This is a genomic window from Chryseobacterium sp. Bi04 (assembly GCF_918698085.1).
GTDB lineage: Bacteria > Bacteroidota > Bacteroidia > Flavobacteriales > Weeksellaceae > Chryseobacterium.
Window position 1 is genome coordinate 64,473 of the sequence record NZ_CAKKLP010000005.1, and the last position, 22,592, is coordinate 87,064.

The window sequence follows — 22,592 nt, forward strand, 5'->3', positions numbered from 1 at the left end:
TTTAAAATGATAAAAAAGATCTACTCTTTACTGTTTTTGAAAAGGAAATATTTTCTGCAGATTCTTTGTAGTGGGACCCGTCAGCATCTTTCCGTTAACATTAAATCTTGATCCATGACAAGGGCAGTCCCAACTCAATTCTGCACTGTTCCAGCGTACTTCACACGCTGCATGCGGGCACGTACTTTTCAAAAGATGTAATATGCCGCCGGTTTCTTTGTAAAGTGCATAAGATTCAGATTCATAACGGATCACTTTTGCTTCTCCCTCTTTGATTTCTGAATAAGAATCAATTTTCTCTATGAAAATCTTATCCTTTATAAAATCAAATGCAACCGTTGCATTTTCTTTGACAAAGTCTGAAAATCCCGCAATTGGCTTTATTCTTAATGGATTGAATATATCCTGATATTTATTGGCTCCTGTAACAATTAAGTCATGCAAAATCTGTGAAGAAAGTGTTCCAAAGATCATTCCGTTACCCCTGAAACCGGTAGCCACAAATATCTTTTCTTTACTGCCCGGAAGCTTTCCAATATAAGGCAGCCCGTCAACAGGTTCATAATACTGACTGGACCAGCTACAAAATACTGTTTCGACATTAAAATACTGACGGACATAGTTCTCAAGATTTGAAAAACATATTCCTGTATCTTCAGCATGCCCTGTTTTATGATCTTCACCTCCGGCAATCAGTACATTTTCACCATCAATTTCCTGAATTCTGTAATAATGATATGGATCATTGAGATCATAACCCATTTCCCAAGGATATTTATTATCCTTAAGGGTAAAAGCCATTACGTAGCTTCGGTAAGGAGCATTGGTAAAATGAAGGAGATTGATTCCTGGCGGAATGTGTGTGGCATAGATAACATTTTTTGCTTTTATTTCTCCCTCTGAAGTTTTTAAGATGACATAATTTTCCTGCTCATCATGGCTTTCACAAACACAGTTCTCCTGAATTGAACCTCCCATTTCTATAAAAGCATCACAAAGCCCTTTGATATATTTTACAGGATGAAAATGACCCTGTCCGGGAATTAGTACAGCTTCCTTAAATGGTATGGGGAAAGGAATTTCATTCACATAAGACATTTCATGTCCTACTTTAGCGGCACCTTCTACAATGGTCCTCAGCTGTTTCTCCTGTTTTTCATCCAATGCAAAAAGATAGGCAGACTTTCTGGTAAAATCACAACTGATGCTATACTTCTCAATGTTATTCTCAATAATGCTGATTGCATCTTTGCCGGATTCAGCATATTGTTGGGCATAGTCCAGCCCAAAATCTTCAATAACCTGAGCAAAGGTTGTATCAAAGAAATCATTTAAATGGGCTGTTGTTCCTCCTGTTGTTCCAAATCCGATATTAGCAGCTTCCAGAATAATACAATTCTTTCCGGATTCCTGTAATTTTAAAGCAGTGGATACCCCGGTAATTCCTCCTCCTATGATGGCAACGTCAAATAGCTGGTAAAGATCAGCTCCGGTAGAAAATTTTCTGATTTCCTCCTGCCATATACTTTTTCTTGCTCCGTCTCTATACATGATCAGAATATTTAAAGTTAAACATATTTCATGGTATCAGGTTTTGAAAATAATGTAATATCCATATTGATTTCTTTTATAATCAATTGACTGTATCACATTTATCCATTGACAATCATTCCTCCGTTAGGGTGAAGAACCTGCCCTGTAATCTGTACTGCATCGTCACTTGCTAAAAAAAGAAAGCTGGTGGCTATCTCTTCAGGAGTAGCGTTTCTTTCCAAAGGCGGCTGATCAGGATTCTCCTCTTTTTCATCAAAAGTTTTCTTGGTAAGCGGTGTAGCCACAGGTCCCGGAGCTACAGCATTGATCCGTATTCCTTTTGGCTTTGCCTGCAAGGCCAGAGATCGTGTAAAAGAAACAATAGCGCCTTTGGTTGCAGAATAATCCAATAGCTCAGGATGTCCCTGATAGGCTGCAGCAGATGTTGTATTGATAATACAGCTTCCTTCTTTCAGGTAAGGAAAAACAATTTTTGTTAATAAAATCATTCCAACGATATTGGAGTCAAATGTCTTTCTGATATTTTTTTCTTCCAGTTCTTCAATATTGTCAGAAGGAAACTGCACACCTGCATTATTAATCAGTATATCAATTTTACCGAATGTAGAAATTATTTTCTGTGTCACTTCCTCACAGAAATCATAGTCATTGATATCCCCCTGAAAAATGGAGCATCTCCGGCCCAGGTTTCTGATCTCCTTTTTAGTATTTTCAGCATCCCTGTCATTGGAATGAAAGATAATGGCAATATCTGCCCCTTCCGATGCAAAAAGAAGAGCCACCGCTTTGCCTATACCACTATCAGCACCAGTGATCAGAACGGATTTGTTTTCTAGCTTTCCCATCTTTATCTTTTTATTTGTTATCTGCAGGTTTCTGCATTTCAGCCATTCTGTGAGCAGCCATACTGTCTGTAGAGAGATTGGCCATAGCTACAGATAATTTATTTTTCAATCCTGATACAATTTTGCCATCCCCATTCATCAAAGCATTATATCCGTCAATCGCTACTTCTTCAGGAGAAGCAAAATGATCTTTATCTTCAGCAATTTTACTCCTATTCATTCCGGCTTTATTAAAGAAATCCGTATTTGTAGGACCTGGTAAAAGTGTTGTTACAGTGATCCCAGAATCTTTAAGTTCCTCACGAATTGCTTCAGACCATGATAAGACAAATGCTTTGGTACCATGATATACCGAATGCCAGGGACCCGGCACCTTACTGGCTACAGAAGCCAGATTCAAAATTTTTCCTGATCCCAGCGGTAACCGGTCCTTTAAAAATAATTTGGTTAATATGATAATGGAAACAATATTTAAATTGACAATGTCAATTTCCCGATGGATATCGGTTTCCTGAAATTTACCATAAACACCTTGCCCTGCATCATTAATTAAAATTTCAGGGCTTATTCCGTTTAATTTTAATTCCGAATAAAGAGAATAAACTTCTTCGTGAAGAAATAAATTCTTCGATATCGTAATGACGTTTACTCCATACCCTTTAAACTCATCCGCTCTTTTTTTCAACTCTTCATGGTTTCTGGCAACGATAACAAGGTCATATTTATTCTTAGCAAACTGCTTCGCCAGTTCATACCCTATTCCACTGGTACCCCCTGTGATCAGTACATATTGATTCTTATGTTCCATAGGTTCTATTTTAAAATTAAAAGCCTGTTGATTTCACTTTTAAAGCATCCCAGAATAAATTCCGTGTAATACAGCTGTGCATTGAGGGCCTGTGTTTTAGGATGCAGTTCCAATTTTTTGGTAAGAATGATTTCTCCTTTGTATGAGAATGAGAAGTAGGCAAAAATTTTATATGAAGAATTACGGATCGGAGTACAATAACCTGTGGTAGCAATAGACCAGTCGGATTCAAATAGACTGGCAACGTTTAATGCCATTGTTTCAGCAATATTTTCTGAAACGCAGTCACATTCTTCAGCTTCCTGTCTGTTTACTTTCAATAATCTCACTTTCTCCGGTAAGGTATAGGCTGTTATTCCTCCTTTGTAAGACAGAGAAGCATTCGGCATCTGTGAAAAAGCTAATTGTAAACATCCTGATGTAACACTTTCCGCAATTGAAATGGTTTCATCTGTGGTTATCAGAGACTGGCTTATATATTCAAGAAGACTTTTCTGAAATTCCATAGCATTATATTTTGAATGATTGAAGGTTTAAAAAGCTGCTGTCTTTACATTCAGCAGCTTTAGATAGATGATGTGTGGTGTGAAAGGTTTTTATGATTAAGAGTTTCTCTCTATTTCCAGATTCCAGACTCTGTGTTTGGCAATAGCATTTATGAAATTTTCTGCCGGAGAATCATCTTCTCCGGTAATGATTCCCGGATCCTGGTGTTGCTTCGCAGCAACATTAGAATTGTGATACACCAGGTCTGTACCTGATCCGAAATAAATTGCCTTACAGTGCTTATAGGCTTCATTGATGAAATGCAGGACAAGATGTTTGTTTACTGCTGTCATCAGTTCTTTTGCAGAATCCTCGCCGGAGCAGATAAAAAGGGCATCAAAACAAACACTTGCAGTGCTAGTAAAAGAATGTTTAGGAGTCAGTTCTTTCCCATCATTAGTTATTACTTTGGCCAAACTTGGTGCTATCAGCTCCACTTTTGCTCCTTTTTCCTCCAGTTGGGTTTTAAGGTTATCTACTGCTCCACTATCTGCACCGTTAGCCAGTATAAAGCCTATTTTTCTGCTTTTAATAGTATTTTTGACCGTATTTTCCATACTAAGTGCTTCCGATATTTTTGTTCTCGGTTCTTTTTCCTCACTCTGTAGCTCTACAATATTGCTGTCTGCGGGTAGGCTTTGATTGGGCCATTCAAGTTTTTTAACCTCAACACCTAATTTTTCAGCTACTTTCTGTGCCAAAAACATATCGATATAAGCAAGCTGTCCCACCAGTCTTTCCCTGACTTCCGGAATTGTTACTTTTGACAGTTCAAAGATCAGTGCATTTTGAAGGTGAGTTTTTTCAGGATTCGACTGGCTGTTATAGAATAATTTTGCCTGAGAATAATGATCTACAAAACTTTTACTTCTTTCCCTGATTTTTGAGCCTGATATCCTTTCCCCGTGAGAGGTAAAACCACCTTCAGACATCATAGCCTGGAAAGGGCATCCGCTGCCAATAGAATTGGGATCATAACTACTTTTTCCTTTAACAATCTGCTGTCTCATATGTCCGTCCCTCTGATTGTTATGAACAGTATTCACAGATCTGTTAATCGGAATTTCATGAAAATTCGGAGATCCTAATCGGGATAATTGGGTATCTGTATATGAAAATAACCTGCCCTGCAGAAGAGGGTCGTTACTAAAATCTATTCCCGGAATAATATGGCCTGGATGGAAAGCCACCTGCTCTGTCTCCGCAAAAAAATTCTCCGGATTTCTGTTCAGTGTCAGCGTTCCTACAATTTCTACAGGAACTTCTTCTTCAGGAACAATTTTCGTGGGATCCAGAAGGTCAAAATCAAACTGGTCTTCTTTATCTTCAGGAATCAGCTGTACTCCCAGGTCCCACTCCGGATAGTCTCCGTTTTCAATGGCTTCCCAAAGGTCTCTTTTATGAAAGTCAGAATCAACTCCGGAGATTTTCTGAGCTTCATCCCAGGCTACGGAATGCACTCCCAGTTTTGGTTTAAAATGAAACTTTACAAAGTGTACTTTCCCTTCTTTATTGATGAATTTGAAAGAATGTACGCCAAAGCCTTCCATCATTCTAAGACTTCTGGGAATAGCACGGTCACTCATCAGCCACATGATCATATGCATACTTTCGGGCATCAGCGAAATAAAATCCCAGAAGGTATCATGAGCAGAAGCCGCTTGAGGAATCTCATTGTCTGGCTCAGGTTTTACAGCATGAACAAGATCCGGAAACTTAATCGCATCCTGAATAAAGAATACAGGCATGTTATTGCACACCATATCATAATTACCCTCTTCAGTATAAAATTTTATCGCAAAACCCCGTACATCTCTTGCCAGGTCAGTACTGCCTTTGCTTCCGGCAACCGTTGAAAACCTCACAAAAACTGGCGTTTCCTTTCCTACTTCAGATAAAAAACCGGCCTTTGTATAGGCTGCCAGACTTTTAGTAAGTTTAAAAACGCCATGTGCTCCTGAACCTCGTGCATGAACCACTCTCTCGGGAATTCTTTCATGATCAAAATGGGTAATTTTTTCTCTCAGAATAAAATCTTCCAATAAAGAAGGTCCCCTTTCTCCCGCTTTTAAAGAATCCTGATTGTTATTGATCTTTAAACCCTGATTTGTAGTAAGCTTTTCGTTTGCATTAGAAGTACTGTGTACGTCCAGTTGTTCTGCTTTTTTATTGTTTTGTTCATTGGTATTCATATTCATAGGATTTATGGTTGATGATAGGTTTTAAGGTACTTTAATAGCTATTTTGGTACAATCATTCTGTATTGTCACTCTCAAACATATTGAGAATCCTGTTGATATACTCTTCCTCCTTTACTACTTTATAATAGGCTGTTTTTGCATATAAAGTGAAGGATGGGGTTTCAATTCTGATCTCAGAATCCAGAGCTGAAGTATCCAGTGTACTTTGATTATGAAATTCACGGATATGAAGTAAATATTCCTGTATATAATTGTCAATTACTTTTTTCAGGATCTCACATTTAGCATTTTTTTTAATCTTTTCCAGAGACTTAATCAGAAAAGCGGTAACTCCGTAAGAATTAATAACAACCGGAAATAATGACTCATTTTCCAGGGCATTATTTTTATTATTCAGTTCGGAATATTTTAAAACATCATTTTCAAATATCATATGTAAAGAGTTATTAGTTGTTAGAAGCTTTTAAATATTGCTCAAAATAATGGAGGTCATCCTTATCCTTAATGGAAAGATAAAACATGATCTGTTCCGGTTCTTTCAGCCCTATACTGTTGAAACAGTCGAAATGGGCGATTAATGCCTGAATATTTTCAATATCTATATCTTTCAGGATTATAAATAACAAAAAGATATTCTCTTTGATCTCTTTTGCGTAGACAGCTGCTCCATTCTCAAACCATTTACCTTTGTTGGTGACTTTTACAAAATCTTTGTGCTTCAGCGTTTTTATTATTTTCTGACAGTCCATAATGGTAAGTGTTCGTGGTTAAAATAAGCCCTGTAAAACAAGCTATATGGCTTATTATATAGCAGCTTAATCTTCTTGTTCAGCATCAAAATTGATGGATGTTTCTGCAATTTCTGTAAGCTGATAATCAGTATCTTCCTCTTCCTGAAGGGTTCTTTCAAGCAGATCTGCGGCCTTATCATGTCCCATAGTAATGGCAAGCTGAGCAAGCCCTCCATAGGTAGCAATTTCATAATGCTCTACCTTTTGTGCAGCAATAATTAATGCAGCATCTCTTGTTGCAGTACCCTCTTCGGTTGTTTTGATTACTTCTTCACCTTCTTCAATAATCCCTTTTATAGCCTTACATTCTTTCTTTTCAGGCTTTTCCTCAATAAGCTGAAATACTTTTTCCAGACGTTTTACATGCTTTTGGGTTTGAAGATGGTGATCCTCAAAAGCTTCTTTAAGCTCTTCGGCTGTAGCGGCTTCCTGCATTTTATCTAATGCTTCAAGGATAGTATTTTCAGCATAATAAATATCCTTAAGAGCATTTACAAAAAATTGGTGAAGGGGTGAATTCTTCATCTCCTCAGTTATTATACTGCCATTTTTTACGATAGTCTTTTTTGCTATCGGTTCAGGATCAGTAGGTTTTAATATTTTATTTGCCATGATATAAAGTGGTGTTTAGTGTTGAAAAGATTGCCTCTTCATCAAATCAAAGAGGCAATCTTGGAAAAAGAATTATGAATTATGTCTGCCTCCGAATCCCGTTTTTTTTAAGACCTTCCACCTCCGTGAGATGCCTGTCTGCCTATTTTGGCAAAAGGTTTTCAGATGAGTATCCTTACGTTATATTTTTTCTTACACTTCTAGTGTCCATAACTGAATTTTATATAATTACTATTAAGTGATGCATTGCTTCATTCACTAGTATCAGACGGCAACGGACTCGTGATAATTTCACTTGAACATAAAAGCATATGCTTTGTTCCTGGGGTTTTGAGAATTGTACTGAAACGCTATATTTCAAATGTACAATAGAATAACTCACTTTTTTATGACTTGAGTCATGTTGCAAATATTAATATAAAATTTTACGGTTTTGAATTTTAACTATTTTTTCCCTTTCCATGTGTTTAATAGTTCTTATAGCTGTCTCTACACATAAACCGGTAAGACTAGCCATCTGCTGTCTCGTTAATGGAACGGTAAATGAGTACGGCCTTTCATCATTTTGGGAGCTTTTAAGATAATCCATAAGCCCCTTAAGTCTTATAGAAGGATTTTGAGATGAAATATTCTGCATCATAATAAATTTATAATACAGACGCTGGGAAAGGAAATTATTCACTTCCATGCATAAGTCCGGAGACTGGGTCAATAAATTGAAAAATATTGATTTATGAAGTTTTAAAACACTACATTCTGTAATGGCTTCAGCATTCATCGGGTAAGGTTTGTTTATAAAAAGTATGGATTCTCCGCAGCTTTGTCCTTCATATAGGAGATTTTGTATAAACTCTTTCCCGTCTTCATTATAATTATTAAGCTTTACTTTACCCTTAATAATCTGATAATAATAATTGGGTATATCTCCCTGAATAAATAAATTTTCAGAAGGATTATAATTTTTGATTTCTGCACCTGCTGAGTACAAAATATTTTCGTCAATAACCATAATACTCTTTTTTAAAATGTTAATTTTAAAATTTATCTAAGTAAAATATTCATTGGAAAGTTACCTTTATAGATACAAATATTAAACCTTATCACTTGTTAAAATTGTTAAATTACGTTAAAATGATATTAATTTTTATTAAATTCATATTGTATAAATTAGTGTGATTTATAAAAATTTGAAGCAATTTATTTTAAAAATTAACAAGTGGAGATAAATTTCACAACCCGTTCCATTGATGAAACGGGTTTTGTTAGGGTATGTAAATACTGCTATTTTTTAATAGTTTTATTCTGTATTGTTTTAGCAGTATCCTTATTATTTGGCGAAATAACAGTATCTGCACGTACAGTATCAGATGGCATAGGTGCAATATTCGTTGTAGTATCTACACTTACAGTATCTGTAACTGTAGTTTCTGTCCGGGTTTCTTTTTTGCAGCTCATGAGGAATCCGATGAGCATTAGTGACATCATAAATTTCATAATAATAATATTAGATGGTGTGTATTTACAAAAGTAGATTATTATGAAATAATTTTTTATGATTTAGGTCATAATCATTTATTTTTAATTATTTCGCAAATTTCTTAGTCCCAACTACACATAAAATGACCCCAACAGTAACTCCCAGCATTCCTATGCTCACCTGCTCATGAAGAAGATAGGCTGCCAGAGCAAGTCCAAAAAAAGGCTGAAGTAGCTGAAGCTGCCCTACAGAGGTAATACCACCCTGCGCCAGCCCTTTATACCAAAATATAAAGCCGATAAACATGCTGAACAAAGAAATATACCCCAATCCAAACCAGCCTTTAAAACTTACCGTTTCAAGATTATTTGGTAAATAGAAGAAAAATAAAGGAATCATTATTGGTAAGGATAATACCAATGCCCATGAAATAACCTGCCATCCGCCCAGGGTTTTGGAAAGTTTAGCTCCTTCAGCATAACCCATTCCACATAAAATAACCGCCAGAAGCATTAGAATATCTCCAATTGGGGAGGCTGAAATGCCCTGAGAAAAAGCATAGCCGATTACCAAGAGACTGCCAACCACTGAAAAGAACCAAAATATAGGATGCGGTCTTTCTCCGCCACGGAATACTCCAAAAATAGCCGTAGCCATGGGCAGCATTCCTAAAAATACAATAGAATGTGCAGAAGTAAGATATTGCAATGCCAACGAAGAAAGCAGCGGAAATCCTATTACACAACCTATTGCCACCAACACAAGGGAAAAGATCTGATTTTTGGCAGGGCGTTTTTCTTTATAAATAAGCAGAACCGAAAGAGCCAGAATTCCTGCAATAACCGCACGGGCAATAGTTACAAATATAGGATCCATCTCCATTACTGCAAGTTTGGTTCCGGGCATAGAGCCACTGAAAAGCAAAACTCCTATAAAACCATTAATCCAGCCACTTACTGCCTGGTCTTTTGAAATTGTATCTGTCATCATTATAATACGTTTTAATTGATGGTTCAAAATTAGAAAGGTAAATTCAATAAACACAGTCTCAGTTTTGTATATTTGCATGAACACAGTTTAAAAAAATGAGCAGAGAATTTTTATATACAGAAATTGCAGACGGTATAGCCAATCAAATCAGGAATGGTGTTTTAAAAGCTGGAGACAAGCTTCCTTCCGTAAGAATGCTATGCAGTGAACATCAGGTAAGCATGAATACTGCAAAAAGGGTTTTCCTGGAACTTGAATCACAGTCACTGGTTGAATCCAAGCCTCAATCCGGTTATTTTGTCAGTCAGCTGCTATCTGTAAAACTCCCTTTACCTGAAGTAAGCCGCCCTTCTTTAATGGCTAATAATGATGAACCGGATGAGCTGATCAGTAAAGTATATGAAAATATGGGAAGGAAAGATCTTACCTTCTTTTCGATCGGTATTCCATCCGGAGGACTTCTTCCCCAGGCGAAACTGAAAAAGGAAATCATTAATGCAACACGGGAATTAAAAGACGGAGGAACAGAATACGAGGAACTTCAGGGAAATCTTAAACTCAGAAGGATGATTGCTATACGCTCTTTACAATGGGGCGGAAACCTTAATGAAAAAGATCTTATTACCACAAACGGTGGAATGAATGCGTTATCATTCTGTCTCATGGCCTTGGGAAAACCCGGGGATACTATTGCCATTGAAAGTCCTTGTTATCCCGGGATTTTGCAATTAGCCAACGGATTAGGGTTAAAAGTGCTGGAACTTCCCACTCACCCTACAACAGGAATAGAAATTGAAGCCTTAAAAAAACTCATTCCCAAAATTGATCTGTGCCTGTTAATTCCCAACTTTAATTCTCCTCTGGGAAGCTGTATGCCTGATGAAAACAAAAAAGAAGTCGTAAGAATTCTGTCAGAAAACAATATTCCACTCATTGAAGATGACGTGTATGGAGATCTTTATTTTGGGGCTTCCCGACCAAAATGCTGTAAATCTTTTGATAAAGACGGAAATGTTCTCTACTGCAGCTCTATTTCCAAAACATTGGCTCCGGGCTATCGTGTGGGGTGGATTGCTCCCGGAAGATATAAAGATAAAATACTTAAGCTTAAACTTCTGCACTCTACCTCTTCCATCTCTATTGTCAATGAAGCCGTAGCCAATTTCCTGAAATCCGGAAGGTATGAAAAACATCTTCAGCAGCTTCGCAAAACACTGCAGACTAATTACCAGAATTATGTGCAGACCATTGCAGAATCTTTTCCCGAAGGCACCAAAACAAGCCGTCCACAGGGAGGATTGTCTCTATGGGTAGAATTTGATAAGAAAATCCGCACTACAGAACTGTATGATCTCGCCATCAAACAGAACATAAGTATTGCTCCCGGCAGGATGTTTACCTTTCAGGAGCAGTTTGAAAACTGTATGAGACTGTGTATAGGTCTTCCATGGTCAGAAGAAACCCAGGCCAAACTCAGGCAGGTCGGAAATCTTGCAAAAAAAATTTAATACCTGTTATTTATTATCCGGAACAAAATTTTTTCTCGCCAGTTCTTTTCTTACACGGCTTAAACTCTCAGGGGTAATTCCCAGATAAGAAGCGATCATCCATTGAGGGACCCTCAGCAGTAAATCCGGATACATTTTGATGAATTTCATGTATCTTTCTTCTGCTGTTTCACCCAGTAAAGAATTGATCCTGTTCTGTAAACTTCGGATATGCTTCTGTAATAAAAAATCACTTCTTTCAATACTGTTCGGAAATTGCTCTACCAGCTTATTGAAGAAATCGGGATGCAAAAACAGTATTTCCGAATCTTCCACTGCTTCTATATAATAATTGGATTTTTCATTGAAATATAAACTGCTCCGGTCAGAGATCAACCAACTTTCAGGGGCGAACTGTATAATATGTTCCTTTCCGTTTTTATCAATGGAATACATTTTAATAAGTCCTTTTTCCACAAAGAATATATGCCTGCATATTTCACCATACTGAAGGAGAAACTGATTCTTAGGAATTTTCTTTGCTTCATAATGCAGACTGCAGGTGTTTACGTTCTGAAGAGGAACGTTTAATACTTTGGCTAAATAATTATTAATATTCTTCATTATATAATCTGGCTTAAAGAAATATCCTCGTGCGAAGCACTTTTAACGGACTTTCCGTTCTCTATAACAATTAACTGTGGGCTTTCATGTCTTACCTCAAGATCTTTCGCAATTTTATTTGAAAGATCTCTGTGAGCTAACAGATCCAGGTAGTATAAGTCTACTTTCGGATCTGAATTTTCAACTTCCTTTTCAAAATTCTTCAAAACAGTCCTGCTGATAAAGCAGCCTGTTGAATGTTTGAATACAGCTATTTTATGGTGGTGAGAACGCTCAATGGCTTTCGCCAGATCTTCTGCAGATTCTATCTTTTTCCAGAAAGATTTTTGATCAGGGGTTTCGCTTTTTCCACCGAATATTTTATCAAAAAAACTCATACATTAAATTGTTTTAAATGATGATCAAGATGTTTATATTCTAAAAATTTCCAGTCTTTTTCAGTCATGTTGCCAAATAGTCTGTGATAGTCCGGCAGCTCTTTATTTGTACAGGCCTTCCGGAATTCCTCCAGCGTCTTCAGCAGATTGGTTTTTGATTCATCAAAATCACACTCAAAATTAACGATTAGTTTTTGAAAAGTAGGCATGTTTCTGGGAATTCCATTATTGAAAACATACATTTCTATTTTAGTAACGATCCCAATTACCCTGAAAAAAGGATTAATGCGCGGAAGCTCAACTCTTTTTAAAGCTACCTGAAGAACCAGATCGCAGTGCCTGAACATTTGACACACATTCATTTTTCCCCATTTTGCAGGGGAATTTTCGGATAATTTGGAAATCCTTTCTATAATTTCCTCAAAATAAAGGGGATTATTAAAGCTTTTTTTCACCAGCCTTTTTCTTTCTTCAGATTTTCTATATGAGCAAAATGATGATTACAATGCCAGGCATACAGGGCAAGGCTGCTTCTTAGGTCATAATTTCTATGATGCTCCGGATGATGAAAAGTTCTCTCAAACTGTTTATTGGTAAGACTTTTAAGAAGAACAACCCATCTTTGATGAGTTCCTTTCAACATTCTCATTGCCGGTTTTACAGGCATATGAAAGCTGTCCTGAAGCTCTGCCCACTGAGCCTCATTATAAGGTTTAATGGTTGGATTATCTTCTGTTAGTGCCAGTTTAAACCGGATAAAACTATTCATATGACTGTCTGAAAGATGATTTACAAGCTGCCTTACCGTCCAGCCTCCTTCTCTGTACGGAGTATCCAACTGATCATCTGTAAAGTCTTCGATAAGGTTTTTCAGCCTGCCAGGAAAATCTTTAATCACTTTGATATAAGTATCCAAAGTTGTATCACAAATGTTTTCGGGAACTTCAAACTGCCCTATTGGAAATTTCTTATTCTCTAAATCACTCATTATTCATAGTTTTAATTTTTTAAATATTGCTTATTTGTCTGACTGTCCGGTTCTGGACTAATTTCTATCTGTTAGGTTTGTAAATTTATCAAAAATAGAGAAATCTAAATATGAAAAAAGCATTAATTGTACGTATTACAAAGATACTTTCAGTGAATAAAAAAGCTTCAATTCTAAAATTGAAGCCCATTTTATTTAATTGATGTACTAATAACCATGCAGATCAATACCTTCTGTTCGTTGTAGGGTTACTTTTTTACCCATTTTCTTTTGAATTACTCTGAAATGCTGAAGCTCATCATCCGTCAGAATAGTAATAGCTGTTCCTTTTTCATTGGCACGGCCTGTCCTACCAATACGATGAATGTAATCTAAAGGCGAACGTGGCAACTCATAATTGATCACACAAGGCAGAGACTCAATATGAATCCCACGGCCAATTAAATCTGTAGCCACTAAAATCTGGGCGCCGTTTACTTTAAATTCCTCTAAATTATTTCTACGGGCACCTTGTGACTTCTGACTGTGAACAGCCACCGCTTTAATTTTATTTTTTTTAAGCTTTTCAACTAAATTATCAGCAGATCTTGTAGAGGAAACAAAAATCAAAGCTTTTTCCACTTTCTTTTCTTTAATTAAATACCGCAAAAAAGGACCTTTATTTTCCGGAGAAACATGATAGGCCAGTTGCTCAATATGATCAATTTCAACTTCCTCTTTTTTTATTTCAATTAGAATAGGATTAATTGACAAACGTTCTTTCATTTCAGAAACCTTGTCATTTAAAGTCGCTGAGAACAAAATGGTCTGCTTTACTACAGGCATCAGAGCGAAAAGTTTATTCATTTCTTCTCCAAAACCCAGCTGAAACATTTTGTCTGCTTCATCAATCACCAAATGCTGAATACCCGAAATACTCAATGCATTATGATCAATTAAGTCTAATAAACGTCCCGGAGTTGCAATCAGGACTTCCACTCCAAACATTCCTTTCATCTGTGGATTGATAGAAACACCACCATACACAGCCATTGTACGGATTTCCCGTTTCAGGTTTTCTGTAAAAGCTCTGAAAACTTCATCAATCTGAATAGCTAATTCACGCGTAGGAACCAGTATTAAAACCTGAACATTACGGTCTTTTTTTACTTCTGCATTCTGCAATTTTTCTAAAATTGGCATTACAAAACAAGCTGTTTTCCCGGAACCTGTCTGTGCAATTCCCATCAGATCTTTACCTTGTAAAATAACAGGAACAGCCTGCTCCTGAATGGGAAACGGTTTTAAATACCCCAGTTTGTTAACAGAACGAATAATATTGTGTGATAATCCTAAAGACTCAAATGACATAAAAATACTTATTTACTGCAAAGATAAGCTATTGAAATTTGGTTTACGCCTTCAAACAGAATACCCCGGAGATAAAGTTTAATGATTCCAAATTTTTACCGCTCCATTCTATCAGTATAAAAAAAATATTTTGCCTATTTGTCCGATAATTCTATTTTGGATAAATTTTTGCCTCTTAGTTTTGTAAATTTATCAAAAATTCGAGAAATCTAAATATGAAAAAAGCGCTAATAATAGTCGACGTACAGAATGATTTTTGTGAAGGCGGATCACTTGCAGTACCTGGATCTGGAGAAATTATTCCTTATATCAACCTTTTGATGGAAGAAAATGAATATGACCAGATTGTTTTGACACAGGACTGGCATCCTGTAGGCCATAAAAGTTTTGCAAGCAGCAACAATAGAAAGGTTGGAGAAAGTATCATTTTAAATGGTGTTCCCCAGTTTATGTGGCCGGATCACTGTATCCAGGGAACTTTCGGAGCAGAGTTCCATAAAGACCTGAACAGAGACAAAGTAACTCATATCATACAAAAGGGAAAAAATATTGAAATAGACAGTTACAGCGGCTTTCAGGATAACAATCATTTTATGAAAACCGGGTTGGATGATTTCTTGAAATATCATGATATCCAACTGGTAGAAATCGTTGGACTGGCCATGGACTATTGTGTGAAATTCACCAGCCTGGATGCCGTTGCCAATGGATATGTTACCTGCTTACACTTCAACGGAACCCGTGCTGTAAATGTAAAACCGGATAACGGTAAAGATGCCATTTATGAAATGATCCAGAAAGGGGTAACCGTATTGGGATAGTGAGGAGTTGTGATTTATAGGTTATGAGTTTTAGGCATGTTTAAATAGTAGAATTCATTACCTGATTCAATAAGAAAAGCGCAGAAAAAATTCTGCGCTTTTTATGTAAAACTTAAATTACAATTAATAAATAAATCTCAAGCATGAGCGCTTATTATTTATCATTTAAAGCATTTTAAGGTTATTTACTTCCAGTTCTGTAAGAATTCTCCAGTGTCCTCTCTTGATATTCTTTTTCGTTAATCCTGCAAACATTACTCTGTCCAGAGCCTCTACTTCATATCCTAACCTTTGGAATATTCTTCTGATCACACGGTTCCATCCAATATGAATTTCAATTCCGATTTCATTTTTCGGCTTACCTTCAATATATGAAATTTGGTCCACAACGGCTATCCCTTCATCAAGACGGATTCCTTCTGCAATAAGACGTAAATCTTCACCTGTTAATTTCTTATCAAGTGTTACATGATAAATCTTTTTAGCATCAAAAGATGGATGCGTCAATTTTTTAGTCATGTGTCCGTCATTAGTCAACAAAATAACCCCGGTTGTTGAACGGTCCAATCTTCCCACCGGAAAAACTCTGTAAGGCGATGCATTAGCTACAAGATCCATTACAGTTTTTCTTGCTTTATCATCTTTCGTAGTAGAAATATAGCCTTTAGGTTTATTCAAAAGTACATATACAGGTTTTTCAGGAGTAATGTTTTGTCCGTCAAAAACTACTCTGTCGGTTTTCTCTACCTGATATCCCATTTCCGTTACTACCTTTCCGTTCACTTCCACCAATCCTTGAGTGATCAGTTCATCAGCCTCTCTCCTGCTGCATATTCCGGAATTAGCAATATATTTATTAAGACGGATGCTGTCTTTATGGACGTCTTTTTCAATTTTATTCAGTCTTCTCTTCTGTACAAAAGATTTTGCTCGGTCTTCATTTCTTTCATCACCACCAGATGGCCTTCTTCCATACTTTAAACTGCCTCTTTCATACTTATCTCTTGCATCAAAACTTCTGCTTCCTCTTTTAGGGGCAGATTTTCCAAAAGATTTTCTTTCAAAGCTCTCGCTTTTATTAGTAATGTAAGCTCTTTTCTCGGATTTTGAGCTATTCTCATCACCTGAGCCTTCAAAGCTTTCTGTATTTTTCTTGAAAGGTTTTTTATCAAATTTTGAATTGGACCCTTTATGTTCCGGACCTCTCTTATCTCCGTCTTTAGAGAAAGATTTCTTAAAAGGTTTTGATCCTGAGGAATTTCCAGATCTAGAAGCACGAGAATCATCAGAGCTTTTTCGTGTTGAAACTCTTGGTCTTTTTGGTCTGTCTGAATTATTGTTATCTCTGCTCATTCTAAAAATTTCTGCAAAGATAGTAATTTAGTTACGAGTTAAAAATTAAGAATCATAACTTTGCAATATAGTTTACTTTTTAACTTTACAAAAATTTGAAGATGATAACAATATTAAATGATAATTTCTCTCAGTTAAACGAATTTCTGCATGAAAAATCTTTTAGTAAAATTTTTATTTTAGTAGATGAAAATACCCATGAATACTGTCTTCCCATCCTCTTAGGAAATATGGAAACAGATCTGGGATTTGAAATTCTGGAAATTGAGGCTGGTGAAGAGATGAAAAATATTCAGACGGCTAACCAGCTTTGGGAAATTCTCACGGAAATGCAGGCGGACAGAAAAGCACTGGTCATTAATCTTGGTGGTGGTGTAATCACTGATATGGGTGGATTTGTGGCTTCTACTTATAAAAGAGGAATACAGTTTATTAATATCCCTACTACCCTTTTATCGATGTGTGATGCTTCTATTGGTGGAAAAACAGGAATTGATCTGATGCATTATAAAAATATGGTAGGCACTTTTGCTTTTCCGGAACAGATTTTTATCTTCCCAAAATTTTTAGAAACATTACCGTTCAAAGAATTAAGAAGCGGATTTGCAGAAATGCTAAAACACGGGTTGATTGCTGATAAAGCACATTGGGAACAACTGATCCAGATTCATAAGCTTGAGGTAGAAACGGTAATTCCACATATCCAGACTTCAATGGATATTAAACAGGACGTGGTAGAGAAAGATTTTCATGAAAAAAACATCAGAAAAACCCTTAATTTCGGCCATACTATAGGTCATGCTGTTGAAAGCCTGTGTCTGCAGCAGAAAAACCCCATCCTTCATGGAGAAGCAGTAGCTATGGGAATGATTTGTGAATCCTATTTAGCTTATCTTGAAAATCTTATTTCTAAAGAAGACTCCCAGGCCATTATTGAAAATATCCAGAGATACTATCCTTATTTAGATATCAGTGATTTTAAAGACAATGATATTACTGCATTACTAATGAACGACAAAAAGAATACAGACAGTAAAATCAATTTTTCTCTGCTTTCCGAGATTGGAGCATGCAATTATGACTATCAATGCAGTCAGAAAAACATCCTTAAATCATTAGATTTTTATAGAAAATTGAACGATGCATAATCCATTCTTTAACCATTTTTACAAAAAAAGCTCTTATTTTGAGTCAGTTTTTCAATAAAAAAAGGACTATTCAAACAAATGTTTATTTAATTTTTTAACCAACTATAAATCAAATATATAGATTTTAGAACCACCTATAAAACAGGTGGTTTTCATGTGTATTTTGGAAGTGAAAATTATTTTTGGCAAGCAATTTGGAAGATACTCTGCGTTCAACTGAAAACGTTGACAGTAGTAAAATTTAAAATTAAGAAAGAGTAAATATTAAAAAATTAAAGTTATGAAAAAGTTAGTTTTAGGATTAGCAGTAACTGCAAGTACATTAGCGTTCGCACAACAGCAACCTTCTACCAGCACAAATCCGGTAACATTCGGGGTAAAAGGTGGGATGAACGTATCATCGCTTTCTAATGGAGCAGACTTAAGTGATTCAAAATCCAAAATTGGTTTTAATGCAGGTGTTTTTGCTAATATTCCGTTAGCAAGTTCATTCAGTGTACAGCCGGAGGTTATATATAATGATTTGGGCTCAAAAGTAACAAGAGAAATTTCAGCAGGAGGAAATACTTTCAAAAATGAGTATTCAAGAAATTTAGGATACATTGCAGTACCTGTAATGTTCCAGTATAATGCGACTCCGGAATTTTTCCTTGAAGCAGGTCCTGAATTCGGATTCTTAGTAAGTGCTAAGGATAAATTTAAAAATTCAACAAATAATAATACCAACACTCAGGTAGCTACGCTTGATAAAGATGACTTCCAGACATTTAACTTTGGAATTGGTATCGGTGCAGGTTATTATTTTACACCTAACTTAGGACTTACAGCAAGGTATACAGCAGGTCTTACAGATATTTATAAAAATAACTCTGGTGATGCTGTTAAAAATAATGTATTCCAGGTAGGGTTAGCTTATAAATTTAGATAAGCAGTAGTTTCACATTCAACAAATTTTGTATCAATAAAAAGATCAGGTTATAAGTAATCTGATCTTTTTTTTATTTAAAATTCTAAAATTTTGTTAAAAAAATAATTTCTTCCTTTTTTAAAGAATAAAAAAGTAGTGAGGATATCCATTCTATACCAACGATTATTAATAATTTGACAATATTTTAAATTCTTTGGCATACTATTTGATAGTAAACAAAATGTTAAACAAAACTTAAAAACTATTAAATAAATACTTATGAAAAAGATTCTTTTAGGCCTAGCCCTTGTAGCAGGTACTTTCACTTTCGCACAAAAAACATCTACTAATACTTCAGCTTCTTCACCAGTTAGATTTGGTTTAAAAGCAGGTCTTAATGTATCTACTCTTTCCGGAGATGGTATGAAAGCTAAAGCTGGATTCTATGGTGGTGTATTTGCCAATATTCCTGTAGCTCAGGATTTCTCGGTTCAACCGGAAGTTTTATACAGCGGTATGGGTGCAAAAGATGATTATAACAGCGATGTTAAGCTTAACTTAGATTATATTTCTGTACCGGTAATGTTCCAGTACAATGCACTTCCTAACCTATATTTAGAAGCAGGTCCTCAATTTAGCTTCTTAGTAAGTTCAAAAATTAAAGCAAACTCAAATTCTTTAGATGTTAAAGACAGCACTAAATCTTTTGATTTTGGACTTGGACTTGGAGCAGGGTATTACTTCACTCCTAACATCGGAGTTAACGTAAGATATGTTGCAGGTTTATCTGATATCGCAAAAGACAGACCTAGCGGTGCTGATTCTTCTAAAAATGGAGTATTCCAGGTAGGATTAGCTTATAAATTCTAATAAGCACCAGCATAGCTAACAAATTTTTATATTCAATAAAGAAGTCAGGTTATTTATTTAACCTGACTTTTTATTTTCAGTATTCTTTGGCAAGGAATTTGCAAATAGACTTAACACTTGTACCATTATACTATTTCTGAATTATAATTATTTCATTTGAAAACACGTTTTTCAACCTGATAACTAAAAATCCCAATATTATTTAAGTATCAACTTTAAAAAAACAATATTGAACAAATATTGTCAGGAATATTCGGAAATACATTTCTATACACTCATTAGTAATACATTTTGATTTCAATAGAAAAGGTCGGACTTTATTTTAAGTCTGACCTTTTCACTTTTATAATTCTTCTCCTTACCACGTATAACATCATAAATGGATCAGGTGCAAAAGTTTGGGATAATATAAATTTACCTCAATACACCTTTCTTTGACGCAAAGTTCTATTTTTATTACGCTTGATTTTTAAGTGAGCCAAGAATGAATCGATTAGAAATCGATTTTGATGAAGCTAGCTTTTTATATCGCTTATTCAGCGACAAAGTCGCCTTTCTTTGCTTTCTTAAAATAGAGCATCCGAATTATTTTTCCTTTGCGTGAATAAATGCAGCCTAATTCCTGAGTATCATCCAAACAAAAGGTTTTAGATTTAATCTAATTTGCTTGGCACCCAAGTTTATAACCCTATCCACATAGATTTGCATGAACATCCCGTTACGTCACAGTCTGACTCTCCCGACCTAAAAACTTGTATATTCAAATAAGGCTTTATTAAATAGACATACATTCAGCTTCCTGTTTCATATCATACATATTATTCATAGTAAAGGGTCATTTTACGTATGTCTGAATTTTAACTTAAAATTTATCACAAATATTGAATATACATGAAAATATTTCACATAAAAGAGGATATAAATGGTATTTTTAAAGTATAAAAACATCATGCATCTGCTTGTTAATCAGGGTCCCATAAGTTTGGCAAGCATTTTGCAAAATAATGAAGCAAATAGTAAAATTAAAAAATAAAATTATGAAGAAGTTATTTTTAGGACTGGCGTTAACAGCCGGGACATTGGCTTTTGCTCAAGAAACACAACCTGTAACTACTGCAAGCACAACCTCCCCACTTAAAACAGATGTTCAACCTATTAGGTTTGGTATTAAAGCAGGTGGAAACTCAGCATACTATAGCCAACAAAGTTTTGGTGCCAATAGCCAAAAAATCGGTTTCCATGCAGGTGTATTTGCTAATATTCCAATCTCTAAGCAATTCAGCTTCCAACCGGAGGTATTGTACAACCAAATGGGTGCAAGAGATGTAGCTTATTCAACAGAAAATACTATAGGATCAACTACTATTAAGACAAAGGGACAGGATAAATTAACAATGAATTATATTTCAGTTCCATTAATGGTTCAAATGAGACCCACTGATAAGTTTTATATTGAAGCAGGACCGGAATTCAGTTATTTCATCAATGGAAAAAACAAAGGAGAGTCTACAGTTTCAAGTACTACAGGAGGTGTTACTACCACTAAAACAGAAACTCACTCTGAAGATGTAAATAAAGATTATATCAACAAATTCAACTTTGGGTTAGGTCTTGGTCTGGGATATGATATTACTTCTAATATCGGTATCAACGCAAGATACGTAAACAGCTTAACTAAGATTGATAAAAGCAGACCGGCAGCTGAAAACAACAACAGGGTTTTCCAGTTAGGTGTGAACTATAAATTTTAATTAAAAAATAAACCAATTTTTTAACTCCCAGATGCAGTTTTCTGCATTGTAAAAATGGCCGGAATTTTTCCGGCCATTTCTATTGAAAAATTAAAAGTAAAATAAGTATTTATTCAAATATCCGGGGATCATCACTGATCACTCCATCTATTCCCATACTTTTTAGTTCCTGCAGTCTTTCTTTGGTATTAACAGTCCATGGGATTACCTTCATGCCGAGTGCATGACATTCTTTCACCAACTCAGCGGTAACAAGACTCTGATCCGGGCTGTAAATGGTAGGGGTAAAGCTTAAAAACTTCATATCTCCTGCTACACCACTCAAATGATCGGGATAGAGTCTGAATTTTTCTACAGGTATATTTTTGAAATAATATCTTTGTTGTTCCAGCTTTTTGTCATCTACTTTTTCTACCAGTAAGGCAGTCATTATTTTAGGATATTCTTTATGAATAATCTCCAGAGTTCTGGGATCAAAAGACTGAATAATAACCCGGTCCCCGATCTTTTTCTCTGTAATAATTTTCATCATTAATGCTACAAATTCTTTTGGTTCCGGATGAAAGATATGATCTGAGAAAGGGCGTGTTTTAGTTTCTATATTGTAAAAAGGCAAAGGTCTCTTCAATTCCCGGGCATAGCTTTCACATGTCTCTATAACCTCTGAGAAAAGAGGTTTCCGGGCCTCCATTTTCTTCTGGTCAGGATAATTGCTCAGTGTTTTCAGGCCTACATCAAATGTCTGAATCTTTGCATAAGGCATCTCATAGATTTTATAATAAAAGCTGGAGTCTTTGGGTATATAAGTTCCATCAGGCTTTGTTACCAATTCTGGGGAAAGAAAAGCATCATGGGAAAGAATTACTTTTTTATCCTTTGTGATAGCCAAATCCATTTCCAACGTGGTAACATTCATTTGTAAAGCATTTTTCATAGCCGGAATTGTATTTTCCGGAAACAACGATTTTCCTCCACGGTGTGCCTGCTTATCAAAAGACTGGGCGCAAGACAGCTGGGCCATTACAAGAAAAAAAAACGTACACAAGGTGCTTTTCATATCTTCAAATTTTAATCTGACAAAATTAAAACTTG

General features: G+C 35.7%; 24 protein-coding genes. 6 read left to right on the forward strand and 18 right to left on the reverse strand.

Annotated elements, in window-relative coordinates:
• Positions 1-27: 27 nt before the first annotated feature.
• The 11 genes from LQV47_RS09865 to LQV47_RS09915 all read right to left on the reverse strand — a co-directional run bounded on the left by LQV47_RS09865 (position 28) and on the right by LQV47_RS09915 (position 9,824).
• Positions 28-1,551: an FAD-dependent oxidoreductase gene (locus LQV47_RS09865; protein ID WP_230036380.1), complete on the reverse strand. Its 1,524-nt coding sequence runs from the start codon at positions 1,549-1,551 to the stop codon at positions 28-30.
• Between the two features lie 101 nt (positions 1,552-1,652).
• Positions 1,653-2,399: an SDR family oxidoreductase gene (locus LQV47_RS09870; RefSeq protein ID WP_230036382.1), complete on the reverse strand. Its 747-nt coding sequence runs from the start codon at positions 2,397-2,399 to the stop codon at positions 1,653-1,655.
• A gap of 10 nt (positions 2,400-2,409) precedes the next feature.
• Positions 2,410-3,207, reverse strand: coding sequence for an SDR family oxidoreductase (locus tag LQV47_RS09875; RefSeq protein ID WP_230036384.1), 798 nt, complete (start codon positions 3,205-3,207; stop codon positions 2,410-2,412).
• A 5-nt stretch (positions 3,208-3,212) separates the two neighbouring features.
• Positions 3,213-3,713: a nicotinamide-nucleotide amidohydrolase family protein gene (locus LQV47_RS09880; RefSeq protein ID WP_230036386.1), complete on the reverse strand. Its 501-nt coding sequence runs from the start codon at positions 3,711-3,713 to the stop codon at positions 3,213-3,215.
• Between the two features lie 96 nt (positions 3,714-3,809).
• Positions 3,810-5,951 (reverse strand): catalase, encoded by a 2,142-nt coding sequence (locus LQV47_RS09885; RefSeq protein WP_230036388.1) that lies wholly within the window; start codon positions 5,949-5,951, stop codon positions 3,810-3,812.
• Between the two features lie 55 nt (positions 5,952-6,006).
• Complete coding sequence (locus LQV47_RS09890) at positions 6,007-6,387, reverse strand: hypothetical protein (protein WP_230036390.1); 381 nt, start codon at positions 6,385-6,387, stop codon at positions 6,007-6,009.
• Positions 6,388-6,400: 13 nt separating this feature from the next.
• Complete coding sequence (locus tag LQV47_RS09895; protein ID WP_230036392.1) at positions 6,401-6,703, reverse strand: hypothetical protein; 303 nt, start codon at positions 6,701-6,703, stop codon at positions 6,401-6,403.
• A gap of 66 nt (positions 6,704-6,769) precedes the next feature.
• On the reverse strand, positions 6,770-7,357 hold the full coding sequence (locus LQV47_RS09900) for a ferritin-like domain-containing protein (protein WP_230036394.1): 588 nt from the start codon (positions 7,355-7,357) through the stop codon (positions 6,770-6,772).
• A gap of 412 nt (positions 7,358-7,769) precedes the next feature.
• The gene (locus LQV47_RS09905; protein ID WP_230036396.1) at positions 7,770-8,366 is read right to left on the reverse strand and encodes a Crp/Fnr family transcriptional regulator; all 597 of its coding nucleotides are present in this window, start codon (positions 8,364-8,366) and stop codon (positions 7,770-7,772) included.
• Positions 8,367-8,638: 272 nt separating this feature from the next.
• Positions 8,639-8,842, reverse strand: a complete 204-nt coding sequence (locus LQV47_RS09910) for a hypothetical protein (RefSeq protein ID WP_230036398.1) — start codon at positions 8,840-8,842, stop codon at positions 8,639-8,641.
• A 97-nt stretch (positions 8,843-8,939) separates the two neighbouring features.
• Entirely contained in the window at positions 8,940-9,824 is an 885-nt protein-coding gene (locus LQV47_RS09915) for a DMT family transporter (RefSeq protein WP_230036400.1), read from the reverse strand.
• Between the two features lie 95 nt (positions 9,825-9,919).
• Between LQV47_RS09915 and LQV47_RS09920 the strand changes: the two genes are divergently transcribed.
• A complete protein-coding gene (locus tag LQV47_RS09920) occupies positions 9,920-11,332 on the forward strand; it encodes a PLP-dependent aminotransferase family protein (RefSeq protein ID WP_230036402.1) in 1,413 nt (470 codons plus the stop codon).
• A gap of 6 nt (positions 11,333-11,338) precedes the next feature.
• On the opposite strand, the gene LQV47_RS09925 is transcribed toward LQV47_RS09920, so the two are convergent.
• From LQV47_RS09925 to LQV47_RS09945, 5 genes are all read right to left on the reverse strand, one after another.
• Positions 11,339-11,935: a Crp/Fnr family transcriptional regulator gene (locus LQV47_RS09925; protein ID WP_230036404.1), complete on the reverse strand. Its 597-nt coding sequence runs from the start codon at positions 11,933-11,935 to the stop codon at positions 11,339-11,341.
• Positions 11,935-12,312 (reverse strand): bacillithiol system redox-active protein YtxJ, encoded by a 378-nt coding sequence (ytxJ, locus tag LQV47_RS09930; protein WP_230036406.1) that lies wholly within the window; start codon positions 12,310-12,312, stop codon positions 11,935-11,937. Before ytxJ ends, LQV47_RS09925 begins: the two co-directional genes overlap by 1 nt.
• Complete coding sequence (locus LQV47_RS09935; protein WP_230036408.1) at positions 12,309-12,767, reverse strand: DUF1569 domain-containing protein; 459 nt, start codon at positions 12,765-12,767, stop codon at positions 12,309-12,311. The genes ytxJ and LQV47_RS09935 overlap by 4 nt, the downstream gene beginning before the upstream one ends.
• Complete coding sequence (locus LQV47_RS09940) at positions 12,764-13,300, reverse strand: YfiT family bacillithiol transferase (RefSeq protein ID WP_230036410.1); 537 nt, start codon at positions 13,298-13,300, stop codon at positions 12,764-12,766. Before LQV47_RS09940 ends, LQV47_RS09935 begins: the two co-directional genes overlap by 4 nt.
• Before the next feature lie 207 nt (positions 13,301-13,507).
• A complete protein-coding gene (locus LQV47_RS09945; RefSeq protein WP_230036412.1) occupies positions 13,508-14,650 on the reverse strand; it encodes a DEAD/DEAH box helicase in 1,143 nt (380 codons plus the stop codon).
• Between the two features lie 215 nt (positions 14,651-14,865).
• On the opposite strand from LQV47_RS09945, the gene pncA reads away from it, so the two are divergent.
• Positions 14,866-15,471, forward strand: a complete 606-nt coding sequence (gene pncA, locus LQV47_RS09950) for a bifunctional nicotinamidase/pyrazinamidase (RefSeq protein WP_230036414.1) — start codon at positions 14,866-14,868, stop codon at positions 15,469-15,471.
• A 165-nt stretch (positions 15,472-15,636) separates the two neighbouring features.
• Here pncA and LQV47_RS09955 read toward each other — a convergent pair whose 3' ends face one another.
• A complete protein-coding gene (locus LQV47_RS09955; protein ID WP_230036416.1) occupies positions 15,637-16,824 on the reverse strand; it encodes a pseudouridine synthase in 1,188 nt (395 codons plus the stop codon).
• A gap of 101 nt (positions 16,825-16,925) precedes the next feature.
• On the opposite strand from LQV47_RS09955, the gene aroB reads away from it, so the two are divergent.
• The 4 genes from aroB (at position 16,926) to LQV47_RS09975 (ending at position 21,500) form a co-directional block, all read left to right on the forward strand.
• Positions 16,926-17,972, forward strand: coding sequence for a 3-dehydroquinate synthase (aroB, locus tag LQV47_RS09960; RefSeq protein ID WP_230036418.1), 1,047 nt, complete (start codon positions 16,926-16,928; stop codon positions 17,970-17,972).
• Between the two features lie 280 nt (positions 17,973-18,252).
• Complete coding sequence (locus tag LQV47_RS09965; protein WP_230036420.1) at positions 18,253-18,900, forward strand: porin family protein; 648 nt, start codon at positions 18,253-18,255, stop codon at positions 18,898-18,900.
• A gap of 258 nt (positions 18,901-19,158) precedes the next feature.
• Positions 19,159-19,749: a porin family protein gene (locus tag LQV47_RS09970; protein WP_230036422.1), complete on the forward strand. Its 591-nt coding sequence runs from the start codon at positions 19,159-19,161 to the stop codon at positions 19,747-19,749.
• Positions 19,750-20,786: 1,037 nt separating this feature from the next.
• Positions 20,787-21,500, forward strand: a complete 714-nt coding sequence (locus tag LQV47_RS09975) for a porin family protein (RefSeq protein WP_230036424.1) — start codon at positions 20,787-20,789, stop codon at positions 21,498-21,500.
• 109 nt (positions 21,501-21,609) lie between these two features.
• Here the strand turns inward: LQV47_RS09975 and LQV47_RS09980 are convergent, their stop codons facing one another.
• Positions 21,610-22,557, reverse strand: coding sequence for a glycerophosphodiester phosphodiesterase family protein (locus LQV47_RS09980; protein ID WP_230036426.1), 948 nt, complete (start codon positions 22,555-22,557; stop codon positions 21,610-21,612).
• Positions 22,558-22,592: the final 35 nt, after the last annotated feature.